Annotated in this window: 14 protein-coding genes and 1 tRNA gene; 7 read left to right on the forward strand and 8 right to left on the reverse strand. The window is 65.7% G+C overall.

The annotated features are described in order from the left end of the window. Nucleotides 1–73: 73 nt before the first annotated feature. From DND132_RS03795 to DND132_RS03810, 4 genes are all read right to left on the reverse strand, one after another. Nucleotides 74–280: a dual CXXC motif small (seleno)protein gene (locus DND132_RS03795; RefSeq protein WP_014321383.1), complete on the reverse strand. Its 207-nt coding sequence runs from the start codon at nt 278–280 to the stop codon at nt 74–76. A 4-nt stretch (nt 281–284) separates the two neighbouring features. Beyond that, entirely contained in the window at nt 285–1553 is a 1269-nt protein-coding gene (locus DND132_RS03800) for a TolC family protein (protein ID WP_238528320.1), read from the reverse strand. A 188-nt stretch (nt 1554–1741) separates the two neighbouring features. Next, complete coding sequence (locus DND132_RS03805; RefSeq protein ID WP_014321385.1) at nt 1742–2533, reverse strand: MogA/MoaB family molybdenum cofactor biosynthesis protein; 792 nt, start codon at nt 2531–2533, stop codon at nt 1742–1744. A gap of 17 nt (nt 2534–2550) precedes the next feature. Next, on the reverse strand, nt 2551–3282 hold the full coding sequence (locus DND132_RS03810) for a DUF1614 domain-containing protein (protein WP_014321386.1): 732 nt from the start codon (nt 3280–3282) through the stop codon (nt 2551–2553). Between the two features lie 137 nt (nt 3283–3419). Between DND132_RS03810 and rfbA the strand changes: the two genes are divergently transcribed. Further along, a complete protein-coding gene (rfbA, locus tag DND132_RS03815; protein ID WP_014321387.1) occupies nt 3420–4301 on the forward strand; it encodes a glucose-1-phosphate thymidylyltransferase RfbA in 882 nt (293 codons plus the stop codon). A gap of 107 nt (nt 4302–4408) precedes the next feature. Here rfbA and DND132_RS18425 read toward each other — a convergent pair whose 3' ends face one another. After that, a complete protein-coding gene (locus tag DND132_RS18425) occupies nt 4409–4552 on the reverse strand; it encodes a hypothetical protein (protein ID WP_014321388.1) in 144 nt (47 codons plus the stop codon). A gap of 258 nt (nt 4553–4810) precedes the next feature. Here DND132_RS18425 and DND132_RS03820 point away from each other — a divergent pair, with 258 nt between their 5' ends. Beyond that, nucleotides 4811–5386 carry a PilZ domain-containing protein gene (locus DND132_RS03820; RefSeq protein ID WP_014321389.1) on the forward strand — a complete coding sequence of 192 codons (576 nt, stop codon included), beginning with the start codon at nt 4811–4813 and terminating at the stop codon, nt 5384–5386. On the opposite strand, the gene DND132_RS03825 is transcribed toward DND132_RS03820, so the two are convergent. Continuing rightward, nucleotides 5383–5754, reverse strand: coding sequence for a hypothetical protein (locus DND132_RS03825; protein ID WP_014321390.1), 372 nt, complete (start codon nt 5752–5754; stop codon nt 5383–5385). The genes DND132_RS03820 and DND132_RS03825 overlap by 4 nt on opposite strands. A 166-nt stretch (nt 5755–5920) precedes the next feature. Here DND132_RS03825 and rdgC point away from each other — a divergent pair, with 166 nt between their 5' ends. Genes rdgC through DND132_RS03840 form a run of 3 tightly spaced genes read left to right on the forward strand, consistent with a single transcriptional unit; the run spans nt 5921 to nt 7637 of the window. Beyond that, complete coding sequence (gene rdgC, locus DND132_RS03830; protein WP_014321391.1) at nt 5921–6535, forward strand: recombination-associated protein RdgC; 615 nt, start codon at nt 5921–5923, stop codon at nt 6533–6535. A 9-nt stretch (nt 6536–6544) separates the two neighbouring features. Then, complete coding sequence (locus DND132_RS03835; protein WP_014321392.1) at nt 6545–7066, forward strand: hypothetical protein; 522 nt, start codon at nt 6545–6547, stop codon at nt 7064–7066. A 4-nt stretch (nt 7067–7070) separates the two neighbouring features. Beyond that, a complete protein-coding gene (locus DND132_RS03840) occupies nt 7071–7637 on the forward strand; it encodes an arylesterase (protein WP_014321393.1) in 567 nt (188 codons plus the stop codon). Here the strand turns inward: DND132_RS03840 and DND132_RS03845 are convergent. Continuing rightward, complete coding sequence (locus DND132_RS03845; RefSeq protein WP_014321394.1) at nt 7627–8379, reverse strand: TVP38/TMEM64 family protein; 753 nt, start codon at nt 8377–8379, stop codon at nt 7627–7629. The genes DND132_RS03840 and DND132_RS03845 overlap by 11 nt on opposite strands. A gap of 129 nt (nt 8380–8508) precedes the next feature. Between DND132_RS03845 and DND132_RS03850 the strand changes: the two genes are divergently transcribed. Further along, entirely contained in the window at nt 8509–10179 is a 1671-nt protein-coding gene (locus tag DND132_RS03850) for a YcaO-like family protein (protein WP_014321395.1), read from the forward strand. Here DND132_RS03850 and DND132_RS03855 read toward each other — a convergent pair. After that, complete coding sequence (locus DND132_RS03855) at nt 10163–11482, reverse strand: APC family permease (protein WP_014321396.1); 1320 nt, start codon at nt 11480–11482, stop codon at nt 10163–10165. The two genes, DND132_RS03850 and DND132_RS03855, sit on opposite strands and share 17 nt — an antisense overlap. A 208-nt stretch (nt 11483–11690) precedes the next feature. Between DND132_RS03855 and DND132_RS03860 the strand changes: the two genes are divergently transcribed. Beyond that, a tRNA-Leu gene (locus DND132_RS03860) sits at nt 11691–11777 on the forward strand. The last annotated feature ends 56 nt before the right edge of the window (nt 11778–11833 follow it).

Consider the following 11833-nt stretch of genomic DNA (forward strand, 5'->3'; position numbering starts at 1 on the left):
GAGGCAACAAATAAAAACGGCGGCCAACGTCGTTTCGATGGCCGCGCGTTTCATGCGCCGTTCGGGCTTTTTCTCAAATCCGGTCCATGGGCACAAACCCCATTTCCTCCTCGAAGTCCTCGTCCATTCTGGAGGAGAACTCCCTGAGATCGTAGACCTTGCCGCAGGATGGGCACTTCAGCGTGACCTCACGGCATCCCCGGTAGGCGGTCAGGTCGAGACCGCACTTCTCGCACTCCATGCCCCTGGCCTGCCAGGTGCGCTTGCGGCCGGAGAACACGGTGCTACTTGACCTCCTTGAGGCCAAGGTTCTTTTCGCCCATGGCCACGTAGAGCTTGGACACGGCGGTGCCGTAGTCGGCCAGGGCCTGGGACAGCTGGGCCTCGGCCAGGCTGAGGCGCTCCTGGGCGTTGAGCACGTCGGTGTTGGTGCCCACCTGGGCCTGGTAGCGCGCCACGGCCATGCGGTAGGCCTCTTCGGCGGCCACAACGGACTTCTTGGCCACGGAGATGCGGTCGGCCGCCTCCTGAAGGTTCAGGATGGCGCTCTTGACCTCGAAGCCCGCGTTGAGCCGGGTGTTCTCCAGGTCGGCCTCCATCTGCTTGACCATCTCGTCGTACTTCTTGGAGTCGTAGTAGTCGGAACCCCAGGAGAAAATATCCATGGTGGCGTCCACCCCGGCGGTCCAGTATTCACCGGAGCGCTCGGAGATGTAGCCGTTGCCGTTAACCGCGGGATCGTCGCCGCGGGTGACGTAGTCCCAGTGACCGTTGACCGAGGGGTAGAAGCTGCTCTCGGACATGGTCACATCCTTCTGGGCCATCTCCACGCTCTTCTGGCCGATGATCAGGTCGGGCCGATGGTCGTAGGCCCGGATCAGGCATTCCTTGAGGGTCAGATCAAAGGGGATGTATTTCAGTTCGCCCACGTACTTGATCGGGGCTTCCAGGGGGATGTTCAGCAGCGTGTTCAGCTGGGCCTCCTGGGTGGAGACGTTGTTGCGCGCCTTGAGGAGTTCCTGCTTGGAGGTGGCCAGGTCGACCTCGGCGTCCAGGACCTCGGCCTTGGGCCGCAGGCCGACCTCGTAGAAGGCGTTGGTCACCTTGAGCTGGGATTCCAGGCGGGCCACGGAGTCCTCGGCGCTCTTCACGTCCATGCGCGCCTTGAGCAGGGAGAGATAGTTGGACTGGACCGACTCGATGAGGCTCAATTCCACGTTGGTCAGGGAGGCCTCGGTGGACTCCTTGTTCAACTTGGCCTTCTGCCAGTTGGCCAGCAGGTTGAAGCCCTGGAAGATCGGCTGGGTCAGGTTCAGGGAGGCGACCCAGTCGTCCTGCTTGCCGCTGTAGGTGTAACCACGGTTGTAATGCGTGTACCCGAAGCCGCCGCTCAGGGCCGGGCCGAACTGGCCCAGGGCGGAACGCTGGCCGTGCTCGGCGCCGCGCAGCTGGGCGCGGATGGCCTGCATGTTCGGGTTGAAGCCCAAGGCCCGCTGCACGCACCGCTCAAGATCGAAGGGGCCGGAGATGTCTTCGGCCCCTGCTTTGTCCATGGCGGGATCGGCGTCCTGGGCGAACGCGATTCCGGCCGAAGCCAGAAGAGCCGAAAGAATCAACGTCAATAACAACCGTGTGCGGTTCATATGGGGGTTCCTATCTGAAATTGCTCGTTAAGTTGAACCATCAACAATCATCAATCCAACTATTTAACGACTTTTTCTAGAGTTCGCAAGTCCAAACGTCATCCGTCACGCAGGGCCGCGCAGTCCGACGGGTCGCCCTGAAGCTTTTCCAGGGTATGCCGGAAGGTCGGCAGCAGCGGCTCCAGGCACTCGGCCACGGCCTTGGGGCTGCCGGGCATGTTGACGATGAGCGCATTGCCCAGGGTCCCGGCCACGGCCCTGGAGATGGCCCCGTGCGGGGTCTTGGCCAGGCTGGCCATGGTCATGGCCCGCTCGTAGCCGGGCAGCCGCTTTTCTATGACGGCCAGGGTCGCCTCCGGGGAGACGTCCCTGGGGGCCACGCCCGTGCCGCCCGTAGTCAGGATGAGGTCGAATCCCTGATTCAGGGCCAGATCCGCGAGCAGCCCCTTGAGCTGGGAGGTCTCGTCCGGGATGATAAACCCCTGGACGCAGTTCAGGTCCAGGACCTCGCCCACCAGCCTGCCCACCAGCGGCCCGGACTCGTCCACGCGCTCGCCGCGCGATCCCTTGTCGCTCAGGGTGATCCAGGCCAGGGCGTAGCCGGTGCGCGAGACCTCGAAGGTCACCGGCCCGGCCGGTGCGTCCTCCAGGGCCTCCAACAGGTACAGGGGCTGCGACGACGCGCCCGCGCCACGGGGCAGCCAGGCGGCCGAGCGGACCAGGAACGCACCGCCCTCCCCGGCCAGCCGGTCGCCCGCGCGCAGGCCGGGCCTGAGCACGTCCGTGACCATGGCCGCCGGGGCCGACATTTCGGATGCGGAACACAGGTAGACCAGGCCGCCCTTGTTCACCGGGGCGGCCAGACGGCAGTCGAGACGCTTGCAGGACATGGTTTCTCCCTTGGTTATCAGGCCAGCAGGACCGACAGGATACCCGCCACGAACACGCCCCCGAAGGTGCCGGGGCCGCCGATGGAGACCATCTGCGTGCCCACCCGGTTGCGGAAGCGCGGCACCAGCAGCGGGATGAGGTTCCCGCCGAGCACGGCGCCCATGGTGCCGGCCACGTAGGCGGCCACCGGGCGGTACTCCGGGGGCACGAAAAAGTAGACGCACAGGAAGGTGATCAGGGCGGGCAGGACCAACGGGATGCGCATGCCCGTGAAGGGATCGGGCTTGGCCATGGCGTAGCACCCGGCCGCGACCATGAGCATGACGAAGCCGATCCAGGGATAGACTCCGCCCGCCTGAAAGATCATGTGCTGGCGGATGATGAAGGTGACGCTCAGAAGCAGGGGCATGAGGAAACCGCCCACGTTGATGGCGAATATCTGCTTCTTCAGCTCGCTCTCGCCCTCCTCCTCGAAGCGCACCGGACGGCCGCCCTCGTCCACGCCGAAGCGCACGGTCCGGGGGGTGCTGACCACCACCAGCCGCTCGCTGGTGTGCACCGGGATGTTGATCATCCGGCCGAGCAGGATGGCGATGAGCATGAGCACGCCCTGGGCCGGGGTCAGCCCAAGCTTGGAGAAGGCGTCGGCCACCAGGGAGACCGGCAGGAAGACGAACAGGAAGAAGAGCGCCACCAGCAGGAGCAGCGCCGGGATCATGCCGCCGGAATATTGGAAATAGGGATTCATCGGTTGCACCTTTGGTAAGGGGCCGCCCGGACCGGTTGCTTTTGCCTTTATCCCGGCCCTATAGTATGGCAATGCCCATGCAGTTGGGATGTATCCTAACCTGAAACCGAAGTAAATCAAAGCACTCAGAGGCATATATGAAAGGCATCATCCTGGCCGGGGGTTCCGGCACCCGGCTCCACCCCCTGACCCGGGTGGTCAGCAAGCAGCTGCTGCCCGTGTACGACAAGCCGATGATCTACTATCCCCTGTCCACCTTGATGCTGGCGGACATCCGGGACATCCTGATCATCTCCACTCCCCACGATCTGCCCAATTTCCGAAAACTCCTGGGCGACGGCTCCCAGCTCGGCCTGCGCCTGTCCTACCGCGAACAACCCCGGCCCGAGGGGCTGGCCCAGGCCTTCCTCATCGGCGAGGAGTTCATCGGCTCGGACAACGTCTGCCTGGTCCTCGGGGACAACATCTTCCACGGCCACGGCCTGGGCTCCATTCTCAAGGCCGCGGGGCGGCTGCAAAAGGGCGGCCTGGTCTTCGCCTACCTGGTGAAGGACCCCGAACGCTACGGCGTGGTGGAGTTCGACAAGAACTTCAAGGCGTTGTCCATCGAGGAAAAGCCGACGAAGCCCAAGTCCAAGTACGCGGTCACCGGGCTGTACTTCTACGACAACGACGTCATCGGCATGGCCCGCTCCCTCAAGCCCTCGGCGCGCGGGGAGCTGGAGATCACGGACATCAACCGGCTCTACCTCGAGCGCGGCGACCTGGAGGTCCAGACCCTGGGCCGGGGCTACGCCTGGCTGGACATGGGCACCCACGAGTCCCTGCACGGGGCGTCCGGCTTCGTGCGCGCGGTCCAGGCCCGGCAGGGGTACGTCATCTCCAGCCCCGAGGAGATCGCCTACCGCATGGGCTTCATCGACCGGGACCAGCTCCTGCGCCTGGCCTCGGAGATGAGCAACAACGACTACGGCAAGTATCTCCTGGAGGTGGCCAAGGAAGAGCCCGGCATGTCCTAGGAGGACCGGGGACGAAAAACGACGAAGCCGCCTCCCCCGACAACGGGAAGCGGCTTCGCGGAAAATACGCAAAAAAACGCGGTCCGTGGATCGCGTTTTTTCAGGTCCTAGTGATGGTCGCTGTGCATGGCCTCGCGCACGCGAATGATGCCGATGGTCAGGATCCAGGCCAGGTAGATGAAAATCAGGGACACGCCGACAAAGCCGGCCCCGGAGCTCTGAGTCATGCCGTGAAGCAGTTCGCCAATCATGTTATTCCTCCTCGATCACCCATTTTTGGCTTGAAAAGATGTATCTTATTGCCCCCCAAATCGCCTTGTTGTCAACCCCATTTCGCCATTTGCCCGGCTCTTCCGCACCCTTGCGGACCGCCGCCCCCCTGCCTTAGCAAGGCAAAGGCCGGAAGTCCCGCGTCCGCGACCGCTCTGGTCCGCCCCGCTTGTCAGCGGTCCCGCTTTACCCTACTATTGTCCGGCAACGACAAGAACCTCTGCAACAAACGGTGACCAATGGGCATTCTGGATTCTCTGGGCAAGATATTCTCCAAGACCGGCAAGAGCACCTCTCCGGCCAAGGACGAGACGGCCCGCGCCCTCGCCGAGATCCGCAGGCGCGGCAGCGCGCCGCCCGCCAAGCCCGCCCCCGAACGGGACACCGGCTTCCACGCCGCCCCGGTGGACGAGGCCGCCCTGGGCTTCAGCATCACCATCAAGAACGGCCGGATCACCAAGCGCAAGGCGTTCCGCATCTCCGTGGACGGGCTGACCGTGTTCGTCCACCGGCTGGGCAAGACCTACCCGGTGACCGACATCAGCGCCTCGGGCCTGGGCTTCAGCTTCCTGAAGCCGCGCATCAAGTGCGGGGTGAAGATCAAGATGGACCTGCTCCTGAACGGCGGCCGTGAGATCGAGGGCGTGCTCTGCCAGGTCATGCGCCACGAGCAGGGCGTGGTCGGCTGCGCCTTCGTGGACCTGGACCGCAAGCAGGAGGACGCGGTGGGCCGGATCGTCCTGGAGGGCGAAAAGCAGCTGGCAGCGCGCCGGACCGCAACCAGGAAATCGGGACAGGACCAGGGCCGATCCTAGGCCCTGGCGCGCAATTCCTCTATATACGTCTCGAGGTCGTTGGGCTCGCCCGGCTTGTGGTCCTCGGGATAGAGCAGCGCGGTCATGAAGAAGACCGAGCCTATACGCAGGGCCGTGCTCGCGCTCATGGAAAACGCCTCCAGCCGCCGGGCCACGTCCTCGGCCTCCTCGTCGTCCAGCCGCTCCACCAGGACCCAACTGTTTTCCGCCAGCCCGGCCAGGAGCTTGGCCTTCTTTTCCAGGCAGGCCTGGAAGGCCGTCTGCCCACCCTCGGCCAGGGCGACCTCCCCTTCGGCCTCGATGCGCTTCACGTCGGCGTTGACGTGTTCCAGGTAGGTTATCAATTCGGACAGGGCGGTGTCGGACATGGGGGCTCTCCTGTTTTTTTGGCCGGAGCATAGCCGCGAAACTCCTGGAAAACAAGGGCGCGCCGAGGGGACGAAGGGACTTCGCGTCGGTAAATCCGCTTTACACCGGGGCCAAGAGGTTTTACCTCAATGGGTCCCTGAACCCGAACATCCAAGGAGACCCGAATTGAGCATACTCTCCGCCAGCCTCGGGCTGACACGCTACCGCATCATCGAGGAGGTCCCTGCGGAACTGCTCCAGCAAGTGCCCGACAAGCTGAAGCAATTCTGCATGGTGGACATCGACGGCACGGCCGACGAGCGCTCCTTCGGCTGGACCAACATCGACGACATGCTGGACATGAACTGGACCGCGTCTCCGCCGGAAAAGGCCGACTACTTCGCCTTCTCCCTGCGCCTGGACACCCGGCGCATTCCGCCCGCCGTGCTCAAGAAGCACAACACCATCGCGGCCAACAAGGAGCTCGAGCACAACAAGGAGCAGGGCAAGAATTTCGTCTCCCGCGACCGCAAGCGCGAGATCAAGGAGCAGGTCGCCCTCAGGCTGCGCGCCCGGACCCTGCCCATCCCGGCGGTCTTCGACGTGATCTGGAACCCCACGGCCAACCGCATCTACCTGGACACCACCAACGCCAAGGTCCGGTCCCTGTTCGAGGACCACTTCACCCTGACCTTCGACCTCCACCTGGAACCGCTGACCCCGTTCTTCATGGCCATGGACATCCTCGGCGAAGACGCCGCGCCCAGGCTGGAAAACCTCGACCCGACCATCTTCGTCTAGGAGCGCGCCATGGATCTTTCACTCGTAGAACGCGAAAACACCCTGCTCGGCCAGGACTTCCTGACCTGGCTGTGGTTCAAGACCGACCAGGACACCGTGCTCTTTCAGCTCGCGGACAACCGGACCTTTACCCTGCACATGGAGCAGAAGCTGTCCGTCCAGGGCGGCGAGGGCGAGACCAAGGCCACGGCCACGGTGACCAGCCCGGCGGGCGAACTGTCCGAGGCCAAGACCGGCCTGCGCACGGGCAAGAAGGTCAACAAGGCCCAGCTGCTCTTCGCCATGGACCAGGACGAATGGCTGGTCACGGTCAACGCCTCGGACTTCGGCCTGTCCGGCCTGAAGACCCCCAAGGTCGGCACCAAGGACGAAGAGGGCGACGACCCGGACGCCAAATTCCTGGAAAAGATGTTCCTGTTGGAGCGCTGCCTGGAGATGTTCGACATTGTCTTCACCCAGTTCCTCAACCTCCGGCTGAGCAAGGACTGGGCCGAGGAATCCGCCAGGGTCAAGCTCTGGATCAACGGCTAGCCCCGTGTCCGGACCGCTGCGCATCGCCTGCTTCGGCGACAGCCTGACCGAGGGGTACGGCCTGGCCCCGGACGAGGCCCTGCCCGCCGTCCTGGAACGCGACCTGCTCGACCTGGGGATCGAGGCGCGCTGCCTCAATTTCGGAGTGTCCGGCGACACGGCCGAGGACGGCCTGAACCGCCTGCGCATGGTCCTCGACGCCGACCCGGACGGGGTGGTCCTGGCCTTCGGGGCCAACGACTGCTTTCTGGACGAGCCGGTGGATGAGGTGGCGGCGCGGCTGTCCAGCCTGATCGAGGCCTTCCGCAAGCGGGACCTCCCGGTCCTGCTGGTGGGGGTCAACGCGGGGCTCAACCCGGACGAGGCCTACCGGGCGCGGTTCGAGGCCGTGTTCCCGGACCTGGCCGAGCGCTACGATTTGCCCCTGTTCCCGGACATCCTCGCCCCGTACCAGGGCGACCCGTCCATGACCCTGCTGGACGGCCTGCACCCCAACGAGACCGGGGTGGAGGCAATGGCCCGCGCCCTGCTCCCCCAGGTGGAGGCCCTGGCGCGCGGCATCAGGCCGTAGGCGGCCCCGCCTTCCCGTCTTTCCCCTCTCCGCTTTTCCCTTCTCCGTCTTCCCCGTCCCCACCTTCGAGAAACTTCTGCTTCATGCGGTGGACCACGATGGCCACGGCCACCCCGGCCACGGCCAGGGCGATGGCCGCGCCCACGGACAGCCGCCCGCGCACGCCCGCCGAGAGCAGGTGCCCGCCCGAGGCCAGGAAGACGGTCTCGGGCAGCATGGCCACCCAGGAAAGGAGCGCGTACGGCAGGGAGCGGACCTCGGTGATGCCGAGCAGGTAGCTGGTCACCGGAAAGGGCAGGACCGGGATGATCCGGCTCAGGGAGATGAGGTGCAGTGGGTGGATGCGGCTCAGGAAGAGCATCCGCCTGTACACGGGGTTGTCCGCGAACCGCACCTTGAGCCGCTCGCGCACGCCGTAGCGGGCCAGGACAAAGGCCCCCACCGCGCCGATGGTCATGCCCGCCGAGGCGTAGACCGCGCCGAGCTTCCAACCGAAAATCGCCCCTGCGGCCACGGTGAACAGGACCTGGGGCACCAGGAGCATGGTCAGCAGCGCGTCGGCCGCGATGAAGACCAGCGGGCCCAGATTGCCCTCTGCCTCCACCACGGCGGACAGCCGGCTCATATACCGCTCGCCCCAGTGCTCCATGGCGAAGGAGAGCAGGCCGAGCAGGCAGAACGCCGCCGCGAATTTGAGGACCATGGGCCAGGAAACGGACCGTTTTCCCCCATGTTGTTCCATGCAACGCACCCTCCGGGGGCCGGGCCTTGTGCTCCACCGAGGAATGCCATAGCGTAACGCCGGGTCCCGACCCCCCATCCTCTTACGGGGTTATCGGCGGAAAATGAAGAGGGAAACCAAAGGACGGCCATGCGCTACAAACTGCAGATGATGAACACGGATTTCGGGGTGGGCATGTTCGCCGCCCTGCCGGACATGAACCTGAGCCACAACGAGATGATGGACCATCTCCGGGCGCACCCCTTCGACGATCACATACACGAGTTCGTGCTCCAGGGCTTCAAGGAATTCCGTCCGCGCAAGCTGGAAAAGATGATCCAGGAGGCCATGGCCGACAACGGCAAATCCGACCCGGCGGGCTTGGCGGTCATGTATGAGGCGTGCATCTGCCATCAGCGGCTGAACCGGCTCCTGCCCCTGTTCGACGGCGTGGACCCGCGCGACCTGCTGCCTTTCACCCCGGCCATCCACATCCGTTCGCACCTTCTCGCGGACCAGCCCCTGCACCGGGAGTGGGCGCGCATCTTCGGCCGAAACATCTTCACCCTGGCCCCCCTGCCCGAACCGGCGGACGCGCCCGAACCGCTCTTTGCCGAAGAAGACCTCGCCGCGCCCGAACCGGTCCCCGCCGAGACCGTGCGCGCGGCGCTGGACAACGAGCTGCCCCCGCCCCTGGCGCGCAGGCCGCTCAAGGAGACCATCGAGACCGCCCTGCCCGCCCTGGGCAAGGCCGACGCCTTCATGGGTCCGCCCATGGACCACAAGGCCTCCCTGTCGCCCGTCGCCCGGCTGCGCCACTGGTCCGTGAAGACGCGCACGGTCAACGGAAAGCTGTCCAACTCCCTGAACGGGTTGCAGACCTGCTACGGACGCGGCCTGACCCGCGAGCGGGCGGACGCCTCCTACGCCATGGAGATGGTCGAGCGCTTCTCCTCCTACGCCAGCTTCGGGCCCAAGGGCGTGCTCGGCTACGCCCGCGACTACCCACTGACCTTCGCGTCCTTTGACGAACTCGACGTCCCGGCCGTGAACCCGGCCGACATCCGCCTGGAGGTGCCCTACGCGGGCCAGCGGCTGCACTGGATGGAGGGCCATGGCCCGGAGGGCGAACCCGTGCTGGTCCCGGCCCAGTTCGTGTTCCTGTTCTGCAACCTGGACGAGCCGTCCCTGTTCAGCGCGCTCGGCTCCACCGGCCTGGCCTCGGGCAACACGCTCTTCGAGGCCAAGGCCGCGGCCCTGACCGAGGTCATCGAACGGGATTCGGACGCCACCCAACTCCACGATCCCGCGCGCTGCTTCCGCGTGGAGAGCGACGACCCCGAGATCGGCCCGCTCCTCGACAGGTATCGCGAGGACGGCATCCACGTCTGGTTCATGGACATGACCACCGAGCTGGGCGTGCCGTGCTACAAGTCCGTGGTCCTGGGCAGGCAGGGGGACGTGAACAAGGGCGGCGGCTGTTCGCTGAACGGCCGGTCGGCCCTGATCTCGGCCATGACCGAGACGGCCTACCCCTACCCCGGTCCGGCCAGCGGCCCGGCCCCGGAGGGGCTGCCCGTGCGCCGGCTCGAAGAGTTGCCCGACCTGTCCACCGGCAGCGCCGAGGGCGACGTGATGGTCCTGGAACGGACGCTCCTGGCCAACGGCTACCGGCCCGCCTACGCGGACCTGACCCGCCGGGACCTGAACATCCCGGTGGTCCGGGCCATGGTCCCCGGCCTGGAGCTGATCTCCGACTTCGACCAGTATTCGCGGATCAGCCCGAGGCTGTTCCGGAACTACCTCAGAGCGTGCGCGTGACCCGGGCCTGGCGGCGGCGCTTGCGCGGCCCCTTGGTGCCGATGGTCCGGTAGAAGACCTCCAGGACGCCCGACCCGCCGAACAGGGCGAGCAGGACCCAGGCCGTGGCCGGGTTGGTGCTCACGCTCTGCCAGACCATGGCCGCGAAGGCACCGGTGCAGGTCAGCACGCCCAGGGCGGACAGGACGCGGCCCGCGCCCCAACCGTCCTCGTCCTTGAAGTTGGCCGCGTTGACCACGGCGAAGACCGACAGGAAGCCCGCGCTGCCCAGGGTGGAGATGGCCGAGAGGTCGGCCACGTTGGCCAGGATCAGGGCGAGCACGGTGGTGACCACCAGCCCCTCTGCGGGCGCGCCCCACATCTGCCGCTCGAGCTGAGCGGGAAGTTCCCCTTCCTTGGCGATGGTGTAGCACAGCCTCGACGAGCCGTAGAGGGTGGCGTTGATGGCCGAAAAGGTGGACAGCAGCGCGGCCACGGCGATGAGGGTGAAACCGGTCTGGCCCAGGAACGGCCGGGCGGCCTCGGCCAGGGCGTAGTCGCGGGCGTTGATGATCTTGTCGAGCGGCAGGTTGCCCACCACCACGATGGCGATGGCCACGTAGAGCAGGACCACGAAGCCCACGGAGATATAGAAGGCCAGCGGCAGGTTGCGCTCGGGGTTGCGGATGTCCGCCCCGGTATTGGCGATGAGCTCGAACCCCTCGTAGGCCACGAAGATGATCATGCCCCCGGCCACCAGCGGCAGCATGGGCACCCAGGTGTCCGTGGCCAGTCGGGCGGGTTCCACGCCCCTGATCCCCACGGCCAGGAAGAAGAGCAGGATGGATATCTTGATGACCACCACGTAGGTCTCGGCCTTGCCCACCACCTTGGCGCTGGCCAGGTTCAGCACGGCGGGCACGACGATGGCCAGGGAGATGAGCCCGTGGAGCACCGGCCAGCCCCCGCCCTTGGGGAAAAAGACCGCGCCGTAGGAACCGAAGGCGTGGGCGTAGAGGGCGAGCATGACCACGTAGGAAAACCACAGCAGAACGTTGAGGGCGCCCACGTGCATGGAGTTGCCGAAGATGCGGTCCAGGAAGACCACGGTGCCGCCCGGTCCGGCGTAGCGCACGGACAGCCGGGCATAGGACGAGGCGGTGATCAAGGCCACCAGCCCGGCCACGGCAAAGGCCACGGGCGTGCCGCCCTTGGCCAGCTCCACGCTCAGGCCCAGCACGGCGAAGATGCCGCCGCCGACCATGCCGCCCACCCCGATGGAGACGGCTCCCCACAAACCCATCTTGTCGTCTTTCGAAACCATGGTTCACCCTGGTTGCAGATTGGGGCCGGAAACCCGGCCCGCGTCACGGAGACGTCCCGCCCGCCGCACCCGGCGAACGTCCGCCAGACTAGCCCAATACCCGCCAAGAATAAAGCGAACGGCCTCGCCCCGTCACTTCGTGCCCGGCCCAACCGGCCAAAACCATTGACTCCCCGCCGGATTGCACGATACTGAGACAGACCCTCAAGCCCGGGTGGTGGAACTGGTAGACACCAGGGACTTAAAATCCCTTGTCCTTCGGGACGTGCGGGTTCAAATCCCGCCCCGGGTACCATGGAGTACAGCGAGTCAGGCCGGTATTCCGGCCTGTTCGCTTTTCACTCGACCCGC

The sequence above is a fragment of the Pseudodesulfovibrio mercurii genome, assembly GCF_000189295.2.
GTDB lineage: Bacteria > Desulfobacterota > Desulfovibrionia > Desulfovibrionales > Desulfovibrionaceae > Pseudodesulfovibrio > Pseudodesulfovibrio mercurii.

Bases quoted from the DNA above. Each gene is read 5' to 3' on its own strand.
- DND132_RS03835 (WP_014321392.1), top strand. From the start codon at position 6,545: ATGGATCTTTCACTCGTAGAACGCGAAAACACCCTGCTCGGCCAGGAC.
- DND132_RS03810 (WP_014321386.1), bottom strand. From the start codon at position 3,282: ATGAATCCCTATTTCCAATATTCCGGCGGCATGATCCCGGCGCTGCTC.
- DND132_RS03805 (WP_014321385.1), bottom strand. From the start codon at position 2,533: ATGTCCTGCAAGCGTCTCGACTGCCGTCTGGCCGCCCCGGTGAACAAG.
- DND132_RS03820 (WP_014321389.1), top strand. From the start codon at position 4,811: ATGGGCATTCTGGATTCTCTGGGCAAGATATTCTCCAAGACCGGCAAG.
- DND132_RS18425 (WP_014321388.1), bottom strand. From the start codon at position 4,552: ATGATTGGCGAACTGCTTCACGGCATGACTCAGAGCTCCGGGGCCGGC.
- DND132_RS03850 (WP_014321395.1), top strand. From the start codon at position 8,509: ATGCGCTACAAACTGCAGATGATGAACACGGATTTCGGGGTGGGCATG.
- DND132_RS03800 (WP_238528320.1), bottom strand. From the start codon at position 1,553: ATGGACAAAGCAGGGGCCGAAGACATCTCCGGCCCCTTCGATCTTGAG.
- DND132_RS03825 (WP_014321390.1), bottom strand. From the start codon at position 5,754: ATGTCCGACACCGCCCTGTCCGAATTGATAACCTACCTGGAACACGTC.
- rfbA (WP_014321387.1), top strand. From the start codon at position 3,420: ATGAAAGGCATCATCCTGGCCGGGGGTTCCGGCACCCGGCTCCACCCC.
- DND132_RS03845 (WP_014321394.1), bottom strand. From the start codon at position 8,379: ATGGAACAACATGGGGGAAAACGGTCCGTTTCCTGGCCCATGGTCCTC.
- DND132_RS03855 (WP_014321396.1), bottom strand. From the start codon at position 11,482: ATGGTTTCGAAAGACGACAAGATGGGTTTGTGGGGAGCCGTCTCCATC.